Source organism: Escherichia sp. MOD1-EC6300 (genome assembly GCF_002965045.1).
Lineage (GTDB): Bacteria > Pseudomonadota > Gammaproteobacteria > Enterobacterales > Enterobacteriaceae > Escherichia > Escherichia coli_F.
In genome coordinates this window covers 13689-37179 of the sequence record NZ_PTRH01000015.1, presented here as the reverse complement: position 1 = coordinate 37179, position 23491 = coordinate 13689, and the positions used below count along the sequence as shown (strand labels likewise).

Genomic DNA, 23491 nt, shown 5'->3' with positions numbered 1-23491 from the left:
TTAACAGTGTGACCTTAATTGTCCCATAACGGAACTCCATGACCAACTACAGCCTGCGCGCACGCATGATGATTCTGATCCTGGCACCGACCGTCCTTATTGGTTTATTGCTGAGTATCTTTTTCGTCGTGCATCGCTATAACGACTTGCAGCGTCAACTGGAAGATGCCGGAGCCAGCATTATTGAGCCGCTTGCAGTTTCTACTGAATATGGCATGAGCCTGCAAAATCGCGAATCTATCGGTCAGTTAATAAGCGTACTGCATCGTCGCCATTCCGATATTGTTCGCGCGATTTCGGTTTATGATGAAAATAACCGACTCTTTGTCACCTCCAATTTTCATCTTGATCCCTCATCAATGCAGCTCGGCAGCAACGTGCCGTTTCCTCGCCAGCTCACTGTCACTCGTGACGGCGATATTATGATCCTCCGCACGCCGATTATTTCTGAGAGTTACTCCCCCGACGAATCGCCCAGTAGCGATGCCAAAAATAGTCAAAATATGTTGGGATATATTGCGCTTGAGCTGGATCTTAAATCGGTTCGCTTGCAGCAATATAAAGAGATCTTTATTTCCAGCGTGATGATGCTGTTTTGTATCGGTATTGCGCTTATTTTTGGCTGGCGACTCATGCGTGATGTAACCGGTCCAATTCGCAACATGGTGAATACCGTCGACCGTATCCGTCGCGGACAACTCGACAGCCGAGTGGAAGGATTTATGCTCGGCGAGCTGGATATGCTGAAAAATGGCATCAACTCGATGGCAATGTCGCTGGCAGCTTATCACGAAGAGATGCAGCACAATATCGACCAGGCGACGTCCGATCTGCGTGAAACGCTGGAGCAGATGGAAATTCAGAACGTTGAGTTGGATCTGGCGAAAAAGCGCGCCCAGGAAGCGGCGCGTATTAAATCCGAGTTTCTGGCAAATATGTCACACGAGCTGCGTACACCACTGAATGGTGTTATTGGCTTTACCCGCCTGACGCTGAAAACAGAATTAACACCAACGCAGCGCGATCACCTGAATACGATTGAACGTTCGGCAAATAATTTGCTGGCAATTATTAATGATGTTCTCGACTTCTCGAAACTGGAAGCAGGTAAGCTGATTCTGGAAAGTATTCCATTCCCACTACGCAGCACGCTGGATGAAGTCGTTACCCTGCTGGCACATTCTTCTCACGATAAAGGGCTGGAACTGACGCTCAATATTAAGAGCGACGTGCCCGATAACGTAATTGGCGACCCACTGCGATTACAGCAAATCATCACTAACCTGGTAGGGAATGCAATTAAATTCACCGAGAATGGCAACATTGATATTCTGGTAGAAAAACGTGCGCTGAGTAATACCAAAGTGCAGATTGAAGTGCAGATTCGGGATACCGGCATTGGTATTCCTGAACGCGATCAATCGCGCTTATTCCAGGCCTTCCGACAGGCTGATGCCAGTATTTCCCGCCGTCATGGTGGCACCGGGCTGGGGCTGGTGATCACACAGAAACTGGTTAATGAAATGGGCGGCGATATTTCGTTCCATAGCCAGCCGAATCGCGGTTCAACTTTCTGGTTCCACATTAATCTCGATCTGAATCCGAACATTATTATCGAAGGGCCATCCACCCAGTGCCTCGCCGGCAAGCGCCTGGCCTATGTCGAACCAAACTCCGCAGCAGCGCAATGCACGCTGGATATTTTAAGTGAAACGCCGCTGGAAGTGGTTTATAGCCCAACGTTCTCCGCGCTGCCTCCCGCGCATTACGACATGATGTTATTAGGCATTGCGGTGACCTTCCGCGAGCCGCTAACAATGCAACATGAGCGATTAGCGAAAGCGGTATCGATGACCGATTTTCTGATGCTGGCACTTCCTTGCCATGCACAAGTCAATGCTGAAAAACTTAAGCAAGATGGTATCGGCGCGTGTCTGCTGAAACCATTAACACCTACGCGCCTGTTCCCTGCCCTGACGGAATTTTGTCATCACAAACAAAACACGCTTTTGCCTGTAACCGATGAAAGTAAGCTGGCAATGACAGTCATGGCGGTTGATGACAACCCCGCTAACCTGAAACTTATCGGCGCATTGCTGGAAGATATGGTGCAACATGTGGAACTTTGCGATAGCGGGCATCAGGCGGTTGAACGGGCGAAACAGATGCCGTTCGATTTGATCTTAATGGATATTCAAATGCCGGACATGGACGGTATTCGGGCCTGCGAACTCATCCACCAGCTCCCCCATCAGCAACAAACGCCGGTTATCGCGGTAACGGCGCATGCAATGGCCGGGCAAAAAGAGAAGCTGCTTGGCGCAGGGATGAGCGATTATCTGGCGAAACCGATTGAAGAAGAACGATTGCATAATTTGCTGTTGCGCTACAAGCCTGGCAGCGGTATTTCCTCTCGCGTCGTGACCCCCGAATTCAATGAAATTGTGGTGAACCCGAATGCGACCCTCGACTGGCAACTGGCACTACGCCAGGCAGCAGGAAAAACCGATTTAGCGCGCGATATGCTGCAAATGTTACTCGATTTCCTGCCTGAAGTTCGCAACAAAGTTGAGGAACAGCTGGTTGGAGAAAACCCGGAAGGCCTGGTTGATTTGATTCATAAACTGCATGGCAGTTGCGGCTATAGCGGTGTGCCGCGTATGAAGAATCTCTGCCAACTGATCGAACAACAGCTACGCAGCGGTACTAAAGAAGAAGATTTGGAGCCAGAGCTTCTGGAACTGCTGGACGAGATGGATAATGTGGCGCGCGAAGCCAGCAAAATTCTTGGGTAATGGACGTCTTGTCGAGTAGCAATCGGCTTTTTATAACGCTGGTTTCAGACTGGTGACAAGGTGCCTGTGTTTATGCCGGATGCGGCGTTAACGCCTTATCCGGCATAAACACCAATTAAATTCAATGAATTAAAAAAATAATGTAGGCCTGATACGTAGCGCAACAAGCAATTTTGCGTTTGGCATCAGACTCAACCCGGCTCCTGACAGAGCCGGTTTTGGTTTTCTGTCTTAACGCACCATGCACGGACGCTTGTTATCGAACGTCCAGCCAGGAATCAGATACTGCATTCCCATTGCATCGTCACGCGCGCCAAGCCCGTGTTTCTGATACAGCTCGTGGGCTTTCATCACCTGATCCATATCGATTTCTACGCCCAATCCTGGTTTTTGCGGCACCTGTACCAGCCCGCCTTTGATCTCAAACGGTTCTTTGGTCAGACGCTGATTGCCTTCCTGCCAGATCCAGTGCGTATCAATAGCAGTAATTTTACCCGGTGCAGCAGCGGCTACATGGGTAAACATCGCCAGGGAAATATCGAAGTGGTTGTTAGAGTGTGACCCCCAGGTCAGGCCAAATTCATGGCACATTTGCGCCACACGTACCGAACCTTGCATCGTCCAGAAATGCGGATCCGCCAGCGGGATATCAACGGATTGTAACGAGAGCGTATGGCCCATCTGCCGCCAGTCGGTGGCGATCATATTGGTTGCGGTCGGCAGGCCAGTCGCGCGACGGAACTCTGCCATCACTTCACGCCCGGAGAAACCTTGCTCCGCACCACACGGATCTTCTGCATAAGCCAGCGAACCTTTCAGGTATTTACCGATTTTAATCGCTTCGTTCAGCGACCAGGCACCGTTAGGATCGAGGGTAATACGCGCCTGCGGGAAGCGTTGCGCCAGTGCCACAATAGATTCGGCTTCTTCTTCTCCGGCCAGTACACCGCCCTTCAGTTTGAAATCGTTGAAGCCATATTTTTCATATGCCGCTTCCGCCAGGCGCACCACCGCATCCGGCGTCATCGCTTCTTCGTGACGCAGGCGATACCAGTCGCATGAGTCATCCGGCTGGCTTTGATACGGCAGCGGTGTGGCTTTGCGATTACCGACGAAGAACAGATAACCGAGCATTTCGACTTCGCTACGCTGTTGACCATCGCCCAGCAGCGATGCCACGTTAACCCCCAGATGCTGCCCCAGCAGATCCAGCATTGCCGCTTCTATCCCAGTAACCACATGAATAGTGGTCCGCAAATCAAATGTCTGCAAACCGCGCCCGCCGGCATCACGATCGGCAAATGTATTACGCACCAGCGTCAGAACGTTTTTGTATTCACCCAGCGTTTTACCCACCACCAGCGGAATTGCATCTTCCAGCGTTTTACGGATTTTCTCGCCGCCGGGAATTTCCCCTACGCCAGTGTGACCAGAATTATCTTTGATAATCAAAATATTACGCGTGAAGAACGGTGCGTGTGCACCACTCAGATTCATCAGCATACTGTCATGGCCCGCCACCGGGATGACCTGCATTTCAGTAACAACAGGCGTCGTAAATTGAAAACTCATATCTATGTCCTTTTTCAAAATCAATGACGGCCGAAAACGGGACGTTTACGGTCAAAGGTCCAGCCGGGGATCAGGTATTGCATCGGGCCTGCGTCGTTACGCGCACCGCCAGGCAGACGTTTATAGGCCTCATGTGCCTTTTGTACCTGTTCCCAGTCCAGTTCCACGCCCAGACCGGGCGCATCAGGAACGGCAATTTTTCCGTTTTTAATCTCCAGCGGATTTTTGGTCAGACGACAATCGCCCTCCTGCCAAATCCAGTGGGTATCGATAGCGGTAGGATTACCCGGTGCCGCCGCGCCCACATGGGTAAACATCGCCAGAGAGATATCAAAGTGGTTATTAGAATGGCAGCCCCAGGTCAGCCCCCAGTCGTCGCAAAGTTGCGCCACGCGGACTGCACCGGAAAGCGTCCAGAAATGCGGATCGGCAAGTGGAATATCTACCGCATTGAGCATCACCGCATGGCCCATTTCGCGCCAGTTGGTGGCGATCATGTTAGTCGCGACGGGCAAGCCGGTCGCCCGTCGAAACTCCGCCATCACTTCACGTCCGGAGAAACCCTGCTCAGCGCCGCACGGGTCTTCGGCATAGGTGAGAACATCATTCAGCCCTTTGCACAGAGAAATGGCTTCATCAAGCAGCCATGCACCGTTGGGATCAACGGTAATTCGCGCATCCGGGAAGCGTTTCTTCAATGCACGAACAGTGTCGATTTCTTGCTCGCCAGGTAACACTCCGCCCTTAAGTTTGAAATCTTTAAAGCCATAGCGATCCTGTGAAGCTTCCGCCAGACGCACAACGGCTTCGCTGTTCATCGCTTTCTGATGCCGCAATTGATACCACTCATGGTTGCCCGGCGTATTTTCCAGATAAGGAAGATCGGTTTTGGTCCGATCACCGATATAAAACAGATAACCAAGGACAGTAATAGCATCGCGTTGCTTGCCTGGCCCTAACAGTTCGCAGACCGGAACATTCAGCGCCTTACCTAGCAGGTCAAGCAAGGCAGCTTCCAGCGCCGCCACGGCATTAACGCGCAATTCAAAAGTCCAGGCACCTTTGCCGAAGGTATCAAAATCGGCTGCCTGATTACCTTTATGCACCTGCTGAACCACTTTATTCAGTCGTGCGATCTCCTGGCCCAGCACCATCGGAATAGCATCGACCAGTGTTTGATAAATCACCTCTCCGCCGGGCGCTTCACCAATACCGGTATGCCCGGCGTTATCGGTGAGTACCACAATATTGCGGGTGAAATATGCGTTATGTGCACCACCAATATTAAGCAACATGCTGTCGTGCCCGGCGACCGGAATAACCTTCATATCAGTAATAACAGGACTGGATTGTGTCGTCATCTTATTGCCCCGCGACAGGTTTCAGCTCGATACGCTTGATATCGCCCACCAGCACCAGGTAGCTCAGTACCGCGATTAGGGCATGAACACCAACATAAATCAGCGCCCCATTAAAGGAGCCAGTCGTGCCAACGATATAACCAATTGCGATTGGCGTGACGATACCGGAAATGTTACCAAACATATTGAACAGGCCACCGGAAAGACCGCTGATCTCTTTTGGCGCGGTATCTGCCATTACTGCCCAACCCAGCGCCCCAATGCCCTTACCGAAGAAGGCCAGCGCCATAAAGCCGATGATCATCCACTCAACGTTGACGTAGTTACAGAACACCATCACCATTGATAGCAACATGCCCATCACGATCGGTGTTTTACGCGCAATGTTCAGCGAACCTGTGCGGCGCATCAGCCAGTCTGAAATAATCCCCCCCAACACGCCGCCGATAAAACCGCAAACCGCCGGTACGGAAGCCACAAAGCCCGCTTTCAGAATCGACATCCCGCGTGCCTGCACCAGATAAACCGGAAACCAGGTAATGAAGAAGTAAGTCAGGGCGTTGATACAGTACTGACCGATATAAACGCCGATCATCATCCGTGACCCGAGCAGCTGTTTGATCTGCCCCCACTTCACGCTGAACGACACTTTAACTTTGGTATTTTGCTGATCCATATTGATCAGCGCACCACCCGCGGCGATGTACTCCAGCTCTTTCTGATTTACGCCCGGATGTTGATTTGGCTCATGGATGACTTTCAACCAGATAAAGCTGATGACAATGCCCAGACCGCCCATGAAGAAGAAGACATGTGACCAACCCACTTCATGAGTCAGCCAGCCCATAATCGGCGCGAAGATCACCGTTGCGAAGTATTGGGCGGAGTTAAAAATAGACACTGCAGTTCCCCTTTCCTGCGCCGGAAACCAGGCCGCTACAATGCGACTGTTACCGGGGAAAGATGGCGCTTCAGCAAGCCCGACCAGGAAGCGCAGCGTAAACAGGGCAACGATAATGCCGAATCCACTAAAGATATCGACGAAGCCTTGCAGCAAGGTAAACATCGACCAGATAAAGATCGACCAGAAGTAGACGCGTTTTGAACCAAAACGGTCCAGCAACCAGCCACCAGGGATCTGCCCGATAACATAAGCCCATGAGAAAGCAGAGAACACATAGCCCATTCCCACAGGATCAAGGCCGATATCTTTGGCCATTTCCGAACCGGCGATAGAGAGCGTAGCGCGGTCGCCGTAGTTGAAGGATGTGACGATAAACAACATCACCACTATCCAGTAACGAGCATTCGTGCGTTTTTCCACACTGCTCGCAGCCTGACTTAAAGAACTCATTGTTGCACTCCTGAAAATTCGCGTTAGCCACGCTCACTCTGGACTGCGACATCGCCAGGAAATCAGAGGTGACGTAGGGTGTTTTTTGCCGTTTTTATAGGTCGTTCGCCGAATACGGCGCGTGTTTATATCTGGCAATAGCAGTATAAAAAGCGCGCCATAGCGGCTCACCGTGCAACAACACAACATTAATGCGTTCAATGAGGCCCGATTTTGGCATTAGCCCTGGACGGTGGAATCCACTTCACGGAAATGAAAACAAGAACAAGAAAGGAAGGATTAAAACGAAGAAATAAAGAAGAGTATGAAATGGATCGCTTGACTCCAGGCAAACGCCAGTAAAAATCCGCGCTATGAAGCAGTTTTTACTGGCATTTGCCTGAAAAGATTCGATTCAGTTTGCTTAAAACGGCAATTTTTCAGGACAACAGCGTGCCCCACTGTTCGACCCACGGATTTGATTCCGTTTCCGGTTCCGGGTTATCACTGGCGTCAATCAGCAGCATTTCCCCTATCCGCTGCGCACTCTGTTCCTGCAACAAGGCATCGAACTGTTTGCCGCCATTGCAGAAATTCACATAACTACTGTCGCCGAGCGCAATCACGCCATAACGCAGATTCGGCTGGAAGCCCAGGGTATCTTTAATTCCCTGAAAGAGCGGCACAATGCTATCAGGAAGGTCGCCCTGCCCGGTCGTGGACGTAACCACCAGAACATACTTATCCTGATAGGGCAGCCAGTCGCTTAATTCAGGATCTTCAAATACCGTTGCTTTGTGGCCCTGCGCGGTCAGAATTGCTTCCGCTTCTTCCGCCACTAACAGCGAATTTCCGTACATTGTGCCCACAAAAATACCAATTTCCGCCATACCGTTTTCTCCCTGGATTAGGAACTTATCTCTCCATCCTGACCCGATGGCGCACTGAACTCAACCCTTTCATTTTCAGGAAGCAGACCCCGCCAGCCAAATTGTGATAACGCCTGCATCCAGGTGCCGTCCAGGCCCGCGTGAATAGTCAACGGCTCGCCAGTAAAAGGATGTGTCAATGACAACTGACTGGCATGCAGCATTAACCGCTGAAGGCCAAAATGTTCAGCACCGCTACGATTTTGACGTAAATCACCATGTTTGCTGTCGCCAATAATCGGATGGCGCAAGTGGGCAAGATGGCGACGGAGCTGATGCTTGCGTCCTGTTTTCGGCTCCAGTTCCACCAGACCGTAGCGCGTAGTCGGGTAACGTCCGGTCGCTACAGGCATTTCTACGGTCGCCAGACCGCGATAATGTGTCACCGCTGGCTGTGGACCTTTATCTTCGCGGACGAATTTATCAGCGATTTTGTCCAGTTCTTCCACCAGCGGATAATCCAGCACAGCCTCTTCCATCAGCCAGCCGCGCACAATCGCATGGTAACGTTTCTGGATTTGGTGCTGTTCAAACTGTTGTGCCAACAGCCGTCCGGCCTCGCTGGATAGTCCCATCAGCAATACGCCGGACGTCGGTCGATCCAGCCGATGCGCGGTAAATACATGCTGACCAATCTGGTCACGCACGGTTTGCATGACCACTACTTTCTCGTCGCGATCCAGCCAGCTGCGGTGAACCAGCCAGCCGGAGGGTTTATTTACCGCAACCAGCCATTCATCCTGGTAGATTATTTCCAGCATCAGCTCGCATCATCCGCAAAAAGAGCATCCAGTTTTTCCAGCTCAGCCAGAATAAGCGCGCGTTGCGGATGGTCCGTCGCCAGCGCCATTTCATAATAGGGTGCAACAGCAAAAGCGCCCGGTAATGGCTGGTTATTATCTAACAAATCGTGCATTCGCGGGATCAGCCCCCACTGCAACCACTCCAGTGGTTCCATGGTGTCCATAAAGAACGGTTGGGTACTGTTAAATTGATGCGGCTGGGGTTCATCGTTTCGCCAGTGCTGATGTTCACGCAGTAACGCTTCAAGCGCCTGCAACTGGAGACGAACGCGGTCATGAGTGGTCATAAAGCAACCTCAATAAGAAAAACTGCCGCGAAGGATAGCAGGAATAAAAAAAGGGAGCACTGTATTCACAGTGCTCCCGGTTCGTTTCGCAGCATTCCAGCTACTTTTGTTGCTCCCTGCTCATCCTTGACAACTTTTCCTCTGGCCTTGCGGCCAATCGTTCATCCTGAACTATTGCTTCCTGCTCACACCACCCCGATATGATACTTCATCCTGAAGTGTCCTTGGCCTTCCTGACCCACCGAATCATCCTGACCGGTTCTCATTCTCCATCCTGGAGGTGTCCTTTAACGCGTCCTGCGTCATCCTCTTCGCTTCATCCAGAAGCCTTTCCCTGAAACACCCTCCTGGTGTGTCCTTCAGAAGTGTCATCATCCTGATGTTCACTTCGTTGTCTGACTCCCTGTCGACGAAGATAGAATCGTCTTTTTCGCGAAGTCTTACAAGGCGCTTACAGACAATGCCTTAAGGAAAATTTCATATGAAAGTTAAGAATTAACAAGCAATATATTGATTTTAAATGAAAATAACGATTCTTATCTTTTTAAGTATTCGCTTATTTCCTGGCGATCTCCTACAGAGTCTGTAAGAGATCTCTCACAACAAGATGGGGTATTTGGATTACAGAAGAGGCTTAAGTTGATTAAGGAATTCCGCAAGATTTGAGGCTAAATGCGTCCGTTTGCGTGTTCCCAGCGTCTCTTTGCACACTTCACCGGAGAGATTACACACCGAGATGACCTCTAACTCTTCTTCCAGCGTTGCGATAAATAGCGTGGGCGGCAGTTTTAGCCTTTTCTGAGTCACCAGATGACCAATCAGATTTTCCTGCACCCGACGGAAGTCGTCTTCACTCCAGGTTTGCAGCAATGTCAGTTTGATATCGCCAAACTGCGCGTGCATATCCCCGGCAAACTGGGTCGTGTAAAAAGTATGAACCGTGGGTTGTATCACAATATCAAAAGCACGTTCAACCGCGTTTACATTTTGTTCACCGGTAAACGGCTGGGGTTGCCAGTATACAGCGTCTTCGGTGGTTGAAATAATGCACGGTGAAGGAACGCCGTACAGTTCCTCACTTAACGGCCAGCTTTTATGCTCTTCATGCCACGCATCGCAGTAGCGTGCAGTAAAATCTTTCAGGGCTTGTGCGGTCAAATCGTCCACTAATTTCTCTCTTCACTTAAACCAGATACACTTGTCGTTTAGTTTATCTGGTTTATGACGGTGAAACATGTCTTCTTATGCAAACCATCAGGCACTTGCGGGCCTGACTCTTGGAAAATCAACCGATTACCGGGATACCTATGACGCTAGCCTACTGCAAGGCGTTCCACGCAGCCTGAATCGCGACCCGCTGGGTCTGAAAGCGGATAACCTGCCTTTTCACGGTACGGATATCTGGACGCTGTATGAACTTTCCTGGCTGAATGCGAAAGGTTTGCCGCAGGTCGCTGTCGGTCATGTTGAACTTGATTACACCAGCGTAAATCTGATTGAGTCGAAGAGTTTTAAGCTTTATCTCAACAGTTTTAACCAGACGCGTTTTAATAACTGGGATGAGGTGCGCCAGACGCTGGAGCGCGACTTAAGCACTTGCGCTCAGGGTAAGGTTAGCGTGGCGTTATATCGTCTTGATGAACTGGAAGGCCAGCCGATAGGTCATTTCAATGGCACCTGCATTGATGACCAGGATATCACTATCGATAACTATGAATTCACTACTGACTATCTTGAGAATGCCACCAGTGGTGAAAAAGTAGTAGAAGAGACGCTCGTCAGCCACCTGCTGAAATCAAACTGCCTGATCACCCATCAACCAGATTGGGGTTCGATCCAAATTCAGTATCGTGGACGCCAAATTGACAGAGAAAAACTGCTGCGTTACCTGGTCTCATTCCGTCATCACAACGAGTTCCACGAACAGTGCGTGGAACGCATCTTTAATGACCTGTTACGCTTCTGCCAGCCAGAGAAATTGAGCGTTTACGCACGTTATACCCGTCGTGGCGGTCTGGACATTAACCCGTGGCGCAGTAATAGCGATTTTGTCCCATCGACCACAAGACTGGTTCGGCAATAAATTTTTTCTCAATTTTGCGTGCTGGATTCACGCAGAAGGTTGTGAAAGGTCATCAGGCAGGGCTATTGTAATCAAAGGGAATGACGATATTCGTCCCATAAGGAGTTTTTCTTGATTACACATATTAGCCCGCTTGGCTCCATGGATATGTTGTCGCAGCTGGAAGTGGATATGCTTAAACGCACCGCCAGCAGCGACCTCTATCAACTGTTTCGCAACTGTTCACTTGCCGTACTGAACTCCGGTAGTTTGACCGATAACAGCAAAGAATTGCTGTCTCGTTTTGAAAATTTCGATATTAACGTCCTGCGCCGTGAACGCGGCGTAAAGCTGGAACTGATTAATCCCCCGGAAGAAGCTTTTGTCGATGGGCGTATTATCCGCGCTTTGCAGGCCAACTTGTTCGCGGTTCTGCGTGACATTCTCTTCGTTTACGGGCAAATCCATAACACCGTTCGTTTTCCCAACCTGAATCTCGACAACTCCGTCCACATCACTAACCTGGTCTTTTCCATCTTGCGTAACGCTCGCGCACTGCATGTCGGTGAAGCGCCAAATATGGTGGTCTGCTGGGGCGGGCACTCAATTAACGAAAACGAGTATTTGTATGCCCGTCGCGTCGGGAATCAGCTGGGCCTGCGTGAGCTGAATATCTGCACCGGCTGTGGTCCGGGAGCGATGGAAGCGCCGATGAAAGGTGCTGCGGTCGGACACGCACAGCAGCGTTACAAAGACAGTCGTTTTATTGGTATGACAGAGCCGTCGATTATCGCCGCTGAACCGCCTAACCCGCTGGTCAACGAATTGATCATCATGCCAGATATCGAAAAACGTCTGGAAGCGTTTGTCCGTATCGCTCACGGTATCATTATCTTCCCTGGCGGTGTGGGTACGGCAGAAGAGTTGCTGTATTTGCTGGGAATTTTAATGAACCCGGCCAACAAAGATCAGGTTTTACCATTGATCCTCACCGGCCCGAAAGAGAGCGCAGACTACTTCCGCGTACTGGACGAGTTTGTCGTGCATACGCTGGGAGAAAACGCGCGACGCCATTATCGCATCATCATTGATGACGCCGCTGAAGTCGCTCGTCAGATGAAAAAATCGATGCCGCTGGTGAAAGAAAACCGTCGCGATACGGGCGATGCCTACAGCTTTAACTGGTCAATGCGCATTGCGCCCGATCTGCAAATGCCGTTTGAGCCGTCTCACGAGAACATGGCTAATCTGAAACTGTATCCGGATCAGCCAGTAGAAGTTTTGGCCGCTGATCTGCGTCGTGCGTTCTCCGGTATTGTGGCGGGTAACGTAAAAGAAGTCGGTATTCGCGCCATTGAAGAGTTTGGTCCTTACAAAATCAACGGCGATAAAGAGATTATGCGTCGTATGGACGACCTGCTACAGGGTTTTGTTGCCCAGCATCGTATGAAGTTGCCAGGCTCAGCCTACATCCCTTGCTACGAAATCTGCACGTAATCTCCCCTTCCCCGGTGACGTTTGTTGCCGGGTTTTCTCGTTTTTGGTTACTTACTCATCAATTCATTTCATTTGTTATATAAATGTTTCTTACCATCCTCACGCGATAAATATCATCACAGTTAATATGTCATACAATTTATATTGCAACGCAAACGTTTCCCTGTTTTCACAAACCACATTTTATCGCTATGAAAAATAAATTATCCCCATTATTCACTAAAAGTATTGATTTTTTCAGCTCAACCTACATATATTGCGCGCCCCGGAAGAGGTCAGATGTCGTTTAATGGGCAAATATTGCCCTTAAATTCTCTTTTACTTTTGATTTACAGAGTAAAGCGTTGAGATTATCTATCTTCCAAGTAGATTATTGTATTTGAGATCAAGATCACTGATAGATACATAACTTGTGTGTATCTTTCCGCCCTCAAATTATTACGGCGGAAAATGATTAAGCCATCGCCGATAGACAGATTTCATTTTTACGGTCAGGCACCTTCCCGGGCTGAACTGGCTAAAAGCTGAATTATTTGCATTCCTCCAGGAGAAATTGATGGAAACGACTCAAACCAGCACGATTGTGTCGAAAGACTCACGTAGTGCATGGCGCAAGACAGACACCATGTGGATGCTGGGCCTTTACGGCACGGCAATCGGCGCGGGCGTGCTGTTCCTGCCAATCAACGCCGGTGTTGGCGGTATGATCCCGCTGATCATCATGGCTATCCTTGCGTTCCCGATGACGTTTTTTGCTCACCGCGGCCTGACTCGCTTCGTACTGTCTGGTAAAAACCCGGGCGAAGACATCACCGAGGTTGTAGAAGAACACTTTGGTATTGGTGCAGGTAAACTGATTACCCTGCTCTACTTCTTTGCTATCTACCCGATCCTGCTGGTTTACAGTGTGGCAATCACCAACACGGTTGAAAGCTTCATGTCTCACCAGCTGGGTATGACGCCGCCGCCGCGTGCGATTCTGTCTCTGATCCTGATCGTGGGTATGATGACCATTGTTCGCTTCGGTGAGCAGATGATCGTGAAGGCGATGAGTATTCTGGTATTCCCGTTTGTTGGTGTACTGATGCTGCTGGCTCTGTACCTGATCCCGCAGTGGAACGGCGCAGCACTGGAAACGCTGTCTCTGGACACTGCATCGGCAACCGGCAACGGTCTGTGGATGACCCTGTGGCTGGCGATTCCGGTCATGGTGTTCTCGTTCAACCACTCTCCAATCATCTCTTCTTTCGCCGTTGCGAAGCGTGAAGAGTACGGCGATATGGCAGAACAGAAATGCTCGAAGATCCTGGCATTCGCACACATCATGATGGTGCTGACCGTAATGTTCTTCGTATTCAGCTGCGTACTGAGCCTGACTCCGGCAGACCTGGCTGCGGCTAAAGAGCAGAACATCTCGATTCTGTCTTACTTGGCTAACCACTTTAACGCACCGGTTATCGCGTGGATGGCTCCGATTATCGCGATTATCGCTATCACCAAATCCTTCCTCGGCCACTACCTGGGTGCACGTGAAGGCTTCAACGGTATGGTGATTAAATCTCTGCGTGGTAAAGGTAAGTCTATCGAAATCAACAAGCTGAACCGTATCACTGCGCTGTTCATGCTGGTAACGACCTGGATTGTTGCCACCCTGAACCCGAGCATCCTGGGTATGATTGAAACCCTGGGCGGCCCAATCATCGCGATGATCCTGTTCCTGATGCCGATGTACGCAATTCAGAAAGTACCGGCAATGCGTAAATACAGCGGTCACATCAGCAACGTATTCGTTGTCGTGATGGGTCTGATTGCAATCTCCGCAATCTTCTACTCTCTGTTCAGCTAAGTCCTTTCGCGCCGCTTTCGGGCGGCGCTTCCTCCGTTTTAACGCGATGTATTTCCTATGATTAGCGTATTCGATATTTTCAAAATCGGCATTGGCCCTTCCAGTTCTCATACCGTTGGACCAATGAAAGCGGGTAAGCAATTTACCGACGATCTGATTGCCCGTAACCTGCTTAAAGACGTGACCCGCGTGGTGGTTGACGTGTACGGCTCGCTCTCTCTGACCGGTAAAGGCCACCACACAGATATCGCCATAATTATGGGTCTGGCGGGTAACCTGCCGGATACCGTGGATATCGATTCCATCCCTGGTTTTATTCAGGATGTGAATACTCATGGTCGCCTGATGTTGGCAAACGGTCAGCACGAAGTGGAGTTCCCGGTTGATCAGTGCATGAACTTCCATGCCGATAACCTTTCTCTGCATGAAAACGGCATGCGCATTACCGCGCTGGCGGGCGATAAAGTCGTTTACAGCCAGACTTACTACTCTATCGGCGGTGGCTTTATTGTTGATGAAGAACATTTTGGCCAGCAGGATAGCGCACCGGTTGAAGTTCCTTATCCGTACAGTTCCGCTGCCGATCTTCAAAAACATTGTCAGGAGACCGGGCTGTCACTCTCTGGTCTGATGATGAAAAACGAGCTGGCGCTGCACAGCAAAGAAGAACTGGAACAGCACCTGGCGAACGTCTGGGAAGTAATGCGTGGCGGTATTGAGCGCGGTATTGCCACCGAAGGCGTGTTGCCAGGCAAACTGCGCGTTCCACGCCGCGCTGCGGCACTGCGCCGGATGCTGGTCAGCCAGGATAAAACCACCACTGACCCGATGGCGGTTGTTGATTGGATCAACATGTTCGCACTGGCAGTGAACGAAGAGAACGCTGCGGGCGGTCGCGTGGTGACTGCGCCGACTAACGGTGCGTGCGGGATTATCCCGGCAGTGCTGGCGTACTACGACAAGTTTATCCGCGAAGTGAACGCTAACTCACTGGCTCGTTACCTGCTGGTTGCCAGCGCCATTGGCTCTCTTTATAAAATGAACGCCTCGATTTCTGGTGCTGAAGTGGGTTGCCAGGGTGAAGTTGGCGTGGCGTGCTCTATGGCGGCAGCTGGTCTGGCAGAACTGTTAGGCGCAAGCCCGGCGCAGGTGTGCATCGCGGCGGAAATCGCCATGGAACACAACCTCGGTCTGACTTGTGACCCGGTTGCTGGACAAGTTCAGGTACCGTGCATTGAGCGTAACGCCATTGCGGCAGTAAAAGCGGTGAACGCTGCACGTATGGCGCTACGCCGTACCAGCGAACCACGTGTCTGCCTCGATAAAGTTATCGAAACCATGTACGAAACAGGTAAAGATATGAATGCCAAGTACCGCGAAACCTCTCGTGGTGGCCTGGCGATGAAGATCGTTGCCTGCGATTAATCGCTCTCCAGAGGCCTCGATTTGCGAGGCCTCTTCCCGTTTTCTCATCCAGCCGTAGCCTCTTCCAGTAGTGAATGTTACCCTTATCACCTGATCTTTAAGGGGGTTATCGTGGCTGTTCATTTGCTTATTGTCGATGCACTGAATCTTATCCGTCGCATTCATGCCGTTCAGGGGTCGCCTTGTGTCGAAACCTGCCAGCACGCGCTCGATCAGCTCATTATGCACAGCCAGCCAACCCACGCGGTCGCCGTTTTTGATGATGAAAACCGCAGTAGCGGCTGGCGTCATCAGCGTTTACCAGATTACAAAGCGGGTCGACCGCCAATGCCGGAAGAGTTGCACAACGAAATGCCTGTATTACGCGCCGCCTTTGAGCAACGAGGCGTCCCGTGCTGGTCAGCCAGCGGCAACGAAGCCGATGACTTAGCCGCCACGCTGGCGGTCAAAGTAACTCAGGCCGGGCATCAGGCAACGATTGTTTCGACAGATAAAGGCTACTGCCAGTTACTTTCACCGACATTACGTATTCGTGATTACTTCCAGAAACGTTGGCTGGATGCACCATTTATTGATAAAGAATTTGGCGTTCAACCGCAGCAGTTACCCGATTACTGGGGGCTGGCGGGGATCAGCAGTTCAAAGGTGCCAGGCGTTGCGGGGATTGGCCCCAAAAGCGCCACGCAGTTGCTGGTCGAGTTTCAGAGTCTGGAAGGGATCTATGAGAATCTGGATGCGGTTGCCGAAAAGTGGCGCAAGAAATTAGAAATGCATAAAGAGATGGCATTTCTGTGCCGCGATATTGCCCGCTTACAGACTGATTTGCATATCGACGGCAATTTACAGCAATTGCGGTTGGTACGGTAACGGCGTGCCGGATACGGCGCAAACGTCGCATCCGGCATCGTCACATCAGCGCAATTACCAGGCGGTATGGTAAAGCGCTACAATATCCTCAAGCGTTGCTTCACGCGGGTTGCCACCGGTACAAACATCGTCCAGAGCCGCCTGCGCCAGTGCCGGAATGTCTTCCTTGCGTACACCAACATCACGCAAATGTGGCGGAATACCGACATCACGGTTGAGAGCAAATACCGCTTCAACAGCGGCATTACGCGCCTCTTCCAGGCTCATACCTTCCACTTTCACGCCCATAACGCGCGCGATATCGCGGTACTTCTCACCGGTAAAGTCAGCGTTATAGCGCATGACATGCGGTAACAGGATGGCGTTCGCAACACCGTGTGGCGTGTTATAAAACGCGCCCAGTGGATGCGCCATACCATGCACCAACCCTAACCCAACATTCGAGAAGCCCATACCCGCAACATACTGCCCGAGCGCCATTTCTTCTCCGGCATCCTTATCACCAGCAACCGATCCTCGCAGCGCCCCAGCAATGATTTCAATCGCTTTAATGTGCAGTGCATCGGTTAGCGCCCACGCGCCACGGGTAATATACCCCTCAATAGCATGAGTGAGCGCATCGACACCCGTCGCGGCTTTCAGCGCAGGCGGCATACCATCCATCATGTCAGCGTCAATAAATGCCACCTGCGGGATATCATGCGGATCAACACAAACGAACTTGCGTCGTTTTTCTTCGTCAGTGATCACATAGTTAATGGTCACTTCTGCCGCAGTGCCTGCTGTGGTGGGGATTGCCAGAATCGGTACACTGGGTTTATTGGTCGGGGAAAGCCCTTCCAGACTGCGCACATCGGCGAATTCCGGGTTGTTGCTGATGATGCCAATCGCTTTACACGTGTCCTGTGGAGAACCACCACCAATAGCGATCAGGTAATCCGCACCGCTACTCTGGAATACACCAAGCCCTTCTTTGACGACAGTAATTGTCGGGTTGGGCACTACACCATCGTAAATCGCCCATGCCAGCCCTGCAGCATCCATCTTATCGGTCACTTTCGCCACCACGCCGCATTGCACCAGCGTTTTATCGGTGACGATCAGTGCCTTCTGATAACCACGGCGTTTCACCTCATCGGTTAAAGCTCCAACAGCCCCCCGACCAAACCATGCCGTTTCGTTCAGAATCATTCTGTTAGCCATCATCCTTCTCCTTGTTGCTTTACGAAATTACTCTTCAATCCGTAACCCGTAGGTTTTGAATTTCTCCAGCACTACGGCAATCTCTTCATCGCTCAGCACTGGCACCGGGTCCGTAATCGCCAGGGTCGTCAGGTAAAGTTGCGCCAGCACTTCAACTTCATGCGCCAGCCATAACGCTTTCTCCAGATTCACCTCACAAGCGATAAGCCCATGATGTTGTAACAAAGTTGCCTTACGATTTTTGAGAGCCAGCGCAACATGTTCAGAAAGTTCCCGAGTTCCAAAGGTCGCATAAGGCGCGCAAGGAATAGAATTACCGCCAGCCGCCGCAATCATGTAGTGAATAGCAGGGATCGGTCGGTTAAGAATGGAAACTGCCGTGCAATGAACGGCATGATTGTGAACAACCGCGTTGGCATCCGGTCTGCTTTGATAGGCCGCCATATGGAAACGCCATTCGCTGGAAGGAATCTTACCTTCTTCGTATTTGCCGTTGCCATCAACATAGACAATCATATTCTCCGTCATTCTTTCATAAGGAATACCGCTGGGAGTAATCAACATGCCGTTTTCAAAACGTGTGCTGACATTCCCCGCTGTCCCCTGATTTAACCCAAGGCGCGTCATTTCCAGACAGGTTTCAATTATTTCACGGGATAAACGTGTTCTTTCCATTTCTATTCTCCAGATACAGTTTCAGCTCGCCTTGTTGCGTAAAACAGCACCGCAAATGAAGACGGGGTTATTTTTAGTAAGGGGAGGCCACTGAATATCATTGTTCAGTAGCCTGATATCTTTTGGCGATTATTATTTTTTTCTTATGCGCTTAATTAATTTCATTTCTACTTTAACTGTTTTTTTACTGGTCTTTCTTCGATCGCGCTTAACATCATTTCGAACGCTTTTTCTGCCCAGGCATTTTCATCCTGCTGCATTGACCAGACATTGTTGGCGAGAAATCCCAGCATAGGATGTTCATCGAAAGTGCCAATATTGATTTCTGGCGGTACAGCGCCAAGACGGTCGCGAATCGCGCGGACAGCGCCTTCAAGCACAGGTAAAGACGAGGCGATAAATGCCTGCGGACATCCCTGCTCTTCAATGAGTTTTTCCATAATGACATAGCCGCCTTCCGGAGTATTTACCGGACCTTCCCGCACCCAATCGCGATGGGTAATCCCTTTTTTTGCCAACGCATTCAAATAACCTGTCAGACGATCGCTGATACTCGGCAAACCGGCATCTCCCAGCAAAAACCATACTGGAGCCTGCCCGGCCTCAAGAATATTTTGCGTCAGCTTTTCTCCGCCAGAAATATTATTACTCTCTACCAATGCGTTATCGGTATATTTAAAATCACGATCGAGTAAAACCATTGGCTTACGAATTTTGCGTAAATGATGCTGCTGATTTTCCAGCGTCGAAGGAACAATAAAAAGACCATCTACATTTCGTGCGATAAATGCTTTCGTCAATTTATTTTCATAGTCAACATCATCATAAGTGCAACTGATTGTAAGTTGATATCCGGAACGTCGACAGCGTTGTTCGAGTTTTTCTGCCAGCGTAGCAAAAAAGACGTTGGATATGTTGGGAACAATCAACCCTAATGTATCAGTTTTGTTAAGCTTAAGGCTGCGAGCGGAATGATTAATGATATAACCATAGCGTTCAACATATTCATTGATACGCGTTTGGGTTTTGACGCTGATTCGATATTGTTCCGCTTTTCCATTTAGCACCAGTCGCACGGTCGTAACCGATAAATTCAGGTCGCTGGCTATCTGCTCTACTGTTTTAGCCATAGGTATTTCCCAGTTAACATCCAGACGTCAAATCACAATCATAAAAGTATTTTCAACTTTTGTCTTATTGCATCAGTTGGTTAACCGCCTGTTGTTGCTCCCAAAGCGTCAGGTAAACCCGGTATTTACGCTCTAAAAATTCACGGCGTTGTGGATTTACCTGAATAACCTCTCCGGCTTCAACCATTGCTTTACACGCAGATGTAAAATCCCCCCATGCTCCGCTGGCAACAGCGCCGCTAATTGCTGCGCCCAACGTAACGGCATCTTCTTCTTGCATCAGGTGGATATCGCAACCTGTCACGTCTGCATATTCGCGTAGCCATAAAGGGTTGTGCGTTGCACCACCACATAATGTTAATCGGGTAATGGTATGCCCATTTTCCCGCAGAGTTTCAATAATATGTCTGGTGCCAAAGGCTATTGCCTGTAAAGTCGCAAGATAAAGCCGCGCGAGCTGATTTTCACCACGCTCCAGTGTTAAGCCATAAACACTGCCTCTGGCATCGGGCCGCGCTCGTGGCGAACGGTTGCCGTGATGATCGGCAAGCACATGTAAATTTCGTGTGGGTTCTGACTCGTTAGCTTCCAGGGCGGCTACCCATTCATTAATCAGTTGAATCGGATGACACCCGCGTTGCTGCGCCTTGTTAAAAAGATTTGCGCTTGCCCCGGACTCCTGAAGCGTCCACTCCACCAGCGCCCCTGCGGCGCTTTGCCCGCCTTCAGTTAGCCAGTAATTTGGCAACATGGCCGACCAGTATGGCCCCCAGACGCCAGGGGTGAATATTTCTTTTTCACTGCACAACATGTGGCAATTCGACGTTCCGCTTATCAATGCCAGCGTTCCTGATGGCTGCGCGCCAGCCAGCGCCATGCCACCGGCATGGGCATCAATCAAACCACTGGCCACGATAACATTGGTCGTTAATCCTAATTCTTCAGCAGCTGTGGCAGTTAAAGTTCCCACGGCAGCACCAGGCGGAAGAATTTCGGCGGGAATTCTTTCGAGCATGTCGGTCAGGTCTACCGATTCCAGTAAGCTATGGCTAAAGCGTTGTTCATGAGCCAGATAATTCCATTTACACGTTAGCGTGCACAATCCCGCGACGTCTCGCCCTGTTGCTTTCCAGACCAGAAAATCCGCCAGATCGAAAAAGCGATGAGCGGCCTGCCAGGTTTGCGGTAGATGCGTCTTCAACCAACGTAACTTTGGTAACTCCATCTCGACGCTCACTTCGCCGCCAACGTAGCGCAATACGGGATCCTTCGTTGCGTTAATCTGCGCCGTCTCGACAGTTGCACGATGATCCATCCACATAATAATGTCGTGATTCGCAGATCCACCGGACGAAACCGCTAAACCCTGGCCTTGTTCATCAAGAACAACCAGCGAGCAGGTAGCGTCAAAACCCAGTGAGCGAATTGCGGAAATGGGGATGCCTGCCAAAGCTGTCGCCTCTTTCACCGTTTTACAAACTTGTTGCCAGATCTCTGCCGAAGACTGTTCGACACGCTCGCCGCCAGGGCGAAACTGGGAGACGGGCGCAGTAGCGAATGCCAGCCTGTGGCCACTGGCACTGTAAACGCCTGCCCTGACACTGGCCGATCCGACATCGACACCGAGAAAATAACCGTTGTGCATAAAGCCTCCCTGACGCTGGAGATAACGGGGATGAGAATTCATCCCCAATTTTTTTATTTCTTACCGAATGGGTGCAGGAGTTTGTCGATTTCTGGCGTGTTAATATTCTCGGCATTAACAAATTTCACGGGAATATCGATCTCTTTTTCAACGGCTTGCCCCGAAAGGGCCGCGTTCAACGTTTTGATCCCTTGATAGCCAATCTGGTATGCATCCTGAACAACAAAGCCCTGAATGACCCCGTTCTTCAGGAAGTTAATAATCGCTTCCGTACTATCAAAACCAATGACCTTCACCTTACCTTTCAGATTCTGGCTATCAATGGCATTCGCCACCCCGAGCGTTGAACCTTCATTGGTGCCATAGATCCCAGCAAGATCGGGATTGGCCTGAATCATATCGATAGTTTTATCCATCGCTTTTTGCGGGTCACCATCGCTGTACTGAACGGGTAAGACTTTAATGTCAGGATATTTTTCTTTCATACGCTCCATGAAGCCTTCCGAGCGTTCAATAGCGGAAGATGTTCCTGCAACGTGCGCGATAATCCCAACTTTCCCTTTATTATTTACCTGCGCAGCTAAGGCATCAGCTGCCTGAGCACCTGCTTTACGGTTATTGGTGGCGACAAAACTCACCGGAATGTCTGAATTGATGCCTGAATCAAAGGTCACCACTTTGATACCGCGTGAATTTGCCGTTTCTACCAGTGGGGCGAGCGCATTCGCGTCGAGGGCTGCCAGAAGCAAGCCATTCGGTTTCTGCGCCATCGCATTTTCGACTAACTGAATTTGCTCGGCTATTTGCGTTTCATCAGCCGGGCCAACATAGCTGGTTTTATCCCCCAACTCTTTAGCCGCAGCTTCAGTCCCCATTTTTACGGTTTGCCAGAATTCATGTTGGAAACCTTTACTAACAACCGGAAGATTTAAATCCTTCGCCAGTGCGCTGGAACTTACGCAAGCCAGCAGAGATAACGCATAGATAAAATGCCTGGTTTTCATTGTTGTACTCCGTTCTGAGTGAATCACCCTTAACGTCAGGGCAGTTGTTTCCCGATAAAACAGGGAGCCTAAGTCAACGAATCTTTTTGCGTAATGTATCGAGGTAAACGGCAGCGACCACAACTACGCCCATCGCGACCATTTGCCAGAACTGAGAGACCCCCATTAAATTGAGGCCATTTTTCAGTACACTCATAATGAAAGCGCCAATGATTGTGCCGCCAATAGTGCCAATACCGCCCATTAAGCTGGTTCCGCCGATCACTACCGCAGCAATAGCTTCCAGCTCATAACCCACACCCACCGTCGGTTGTCCGGAGTTGAGACGAGAAGCGAGAATGACACCCGCAATCCCGGTTAATAAACCACAGAAGGCATAGACGAAAATTTTCACGCGCTGAACTTTAATACCAGAAAGATGAGCAGCAACTTCATTACTGCCTACGGCATAGACATAGCGACCAATAACCGTTTTCTTCAGGATGTAAGCGCCGACAAGCGCCACAATGACCAGGTAGAAAACAGGATAAGGCAGCACATCAAACAAGCGTCCCTGAGCGAGCGTTTTGAACATCGGGTAATCGGCAAAATAGATGGCGCGCCCGTCGGTCATCACCATATTGATACCTCTGACGGACATCATCAGGCCCAAGGTAGCGATAAACGGTGGAATAGTCATTTTAGTGACCAACAAACCATTCACATAGCCGCACATTCCACCGGCTAAAACACCGGCAATAATACACACTGGCAGCGGCAGGCCCAGTGTGGCGCAAATCCCCACGGCGACACCAGAAAAAGCCACCACGGAACCCAATGAAAGATCGATGCCCGCGGTAATAATGACGAAAGTTACCCCAATGGCCATAATGCCGATAACCGACGTTTGCAGAGCAATCGTCATGATATTTTCGGTATTAAAGAAAAAGGGAGAGCTGAAACTAAAAAACAGCACTAATATAATTAAGCTAAAAAGAGGCGCAAGGCGCATCAAAAGTTCTTTATTTATCTTTATTTTCTTATTATTGCTGTCTGGAGAGGTTACAGAGATAGTCAT

Annotated in this window: 18 protein-coding genes and 1 pseudogene; 6 read left to right on the top strand and 13 right to left on the bottom strand. The window is 50.1% G+C overall.

Annotated features, from left to right (window positions below; translation table 11 throughout):
* Positions 1 to 38 precede the first annotated feature (38 nt).
* Entirely contained in the window at positions 39 to 2795 is a 2757-nt protein-coding gene (gene barA / locus BGE37_RS19495; RefSeq protein WP_105288354.1) for a two-component sensor histidine kinase BarA, read from the top strand.
* Positions 2796 to 3026: 231 nt separating this feature from the next.
* Here barA and gudD read toward each other — a convergent pair whose 3' ends face one another.
* The 7 genes from gudD to syd form a co-directional block, all read right to left on the bottom strand.
* On the bottom strand, positions 3027 to 4367 hold the full coding sequence (gene gudD, locus BGE37_RS19490) for a glucarate dehydratase (protein WP_105288353.1): 1341 nt from the start codon (positions 4365 to 4367) through the stop codon (positions 3027 to 3029).
* A 20-nt stretch (positions 4368 to 4387) separates the two neighbouring features.
* Positions 4388 to 5728 carry an enolase C-terminal domain-like protein gene (locus BGE37_RS19485; protein ID WP_105288352.1) on the bottom strand — a complete coding sequence of 447 codons (1341 nt, stop codon included), beginning with the start codon at positions 5726 to 5728 and terminating at the stop codon, positions 4388 to 4390.
* 1 nt (position 5729) lies between these two features.
* Positions 5730 to 7082, bottom strand: a complete 1353-nt coding sequence (gudP, locus tag BGE37_RS19480; RefSeq protein WP_000097090.1) for a galactarate/glucarate/glycerate transporter GudP — start codon at positions 7080 to 7082, stop codon at positions 5730 to 5732.
* Positions 7083 to 7501: 419 nt separating this feature from the next.
* On the bottom strand, positions 7502 to 7951 hold the full coding sequence (locus tag BGE37_RS19475) for a flavodoxin (RefSeq protein WP_032303689.1): 450 nt from the start codon (positions 7949 to 7951) through the stop codon (positions 7502 to 7504).
* A gap of 17 nt (positions 7952 to 7968) precedes the next feature.
* Positions 7969 to 8751: a tRNA pseudouridine(65) synthase TruC gene (gene truC / locus BGE37_RS19470; protein ID WP_032303690.1), complete on the bottom strand. Its 783-nt coding sequence runs from the start codon at positions 8749 to 8751 to the stop codon at positions 7969 to 7971.
* Positions 8751 to 9080, bottom strand: coding sequence for a YqcC family protein (locus tag BGE37_RS19465; RefSeq protein WP_105288351.1), 330 nt, complete (start codon positions 9078 to 9080; stop codon positions 8751 to 8753). Before BGE37_RS19465 ends, truC begins: the two co-directional genes overlap by 1 nt.
* A gap of 621 nt (positions 9081 to 9701) precedes the next feature.
* Complete coding sequence (gene syd / locus BGE37_RS19460) at positions 9702 to 10247, bottom strand: SecY-interacting protein (protein WP_000342437.1); 546 nt, start codon at positions 10245 to 10247, stop codon at positions 9702 to 9704.
* Between the two features lie 67 nt (positions 10248 to 10314).
* On the opposite strand from syd, the gene queF reads away from it, so the two are divergent.
* From queF to xni, 5 genes are all read left to right on the top strand, one after another.
* A complete protein-coding gene (gene queF, locus BGE37_RS19455; protein WP_000100430.1) occupies positions 10315 to 11163 on the top strand; it encodes an NADPH-dependent 7-cyano-7-deazaguanine reductase QueF in 849 nt (282 codons plus the stop codon).
* A 111-nt stretch (positions 11164 to 11274) separates the two neighbouring features.
* Positions 11275 to 12639 (top strand): nucleotide 5'-monophosphate nucleosidase PpnN, encoded by a 1365-nt coding sequence (ppnN, locus tag BGE37_RS19450; protein WP_000627995.1) that lies wholly within the window; start codon positions 11275 to 11277, stop codon positions 12637 to 12639.
* 556 nt (positions 12640 to 13195) lie between these two features.
* Positions 13196 to 14485 carry an HAAAP family serine/threonine permease SdaC gene (gene sdaC / locus BGE37_RS19445; RefSeq protein ID WP_000450486.1) on the top strand — a complete coding sequence of 430 codons (1290 nt, stop codon included), beginning with the start codon at positions 13196 to 13198 and terminating at the stop codon, positions 14483 to 14485.
* 57 nt (positions 14486 to 14542) lie between these two features.
* Positions 14543 to 15910, top strand: a complete 1368-nt coding sequence (gene sdaB, locus BGE37_RS19440; RefSeq protein WP_000626401.1) for an L-serine ammonia-lyase II — start codon at positions 14543 to 14545, stop codon at positions 15908 to 15910.
* A 111-nt stretch (positions 15911 to 16021) separates the two neighbouring features.
* Positions 16022 to 16777, top strand: coding sequence for a flap endonuclease Xni (xni, locus tag BGE37_RS19435; protein WP_105288350.1), 756 nt, complete (start codon positions 16022 to 16024; stop codon positions 16775 to 16777).
* A 54-nt stretch (positions 16778 to 16831) separates the two neighbouring features.
* Here xni and fucO read toward each other — a convergent pair whose 3' ends face one another.
* From fucO to BGE37_RS19405, 6 genes and pseudogenes are all read right to left on the bottom strand, one after another.
* Positions 16832 to 17980 (bottom strand): lactaldehyde reductase, encoded by a 1149-nt coding sequence (fucO, locus tag BGE37_RS19430; protein WP_105288349.1) that lies wholly within the window; start codon positions 17978 to 17980, stop codon positions 16832 to 16834.
* A gap of 27 nt (positions 17981 to 18007) precedes the next feature.
* On the bottom strand, positions 18008 to 18655 hold the full coding sequence (gene fucA, locus BGE37_RS19425) for an L-fuculose-phosphate aldolase (RefSeq protein ID WP_000442593.1): 648 nt from the start codon (positions 18653 to 18655) through the stop codon (positions 18008 to 18010).
* A gap of 132 nt (positions 18656 to 18787) precedes the next feature.
* Positions 18788 to 19785 (bottom strand): annotated as a pseudogene (locus BGE37_RS19420) (LacI family DNA-binding transcriptional regulator).
* Between the two features lie 64 nt (positions 19786 to 19849).
* The gene (locus BGE37_RS19415) at positions 19850 to 21430 is read right to left on the bottom strand and encodes an FGGY-family carbohydrate kinase (protein ID WP_105288348.1); all 1581 of its coding nucleotides are present in this window, start codon (positions 21428 to 21430) and stop codon (positions 19850 to 19852) included.
* Positions 21431 to 21483: 53 nt separating this feature from the next.
* Complete coding sequence (locus BGE37_RS19410; protein WP_105271794.1) at positions 21484 to 22434, bottom strand: ABC transporter substrate-binding protein; 951 nt, start codon at positions 22432 to 22434, stop codon at positions 21484 to 21486.
* A 73-nt stretch (positions 22435 to 22507) separates the two neighbouring features.
* Complete coding sequence (locus BGE37_RS19405; protein ID WP_000156205.1) at positions 22508 to 23491, bottom strand: ABC transporter permease; 984 nt, start codon at positions 23489 to 23491, stop codon at positions 22508 to 22510.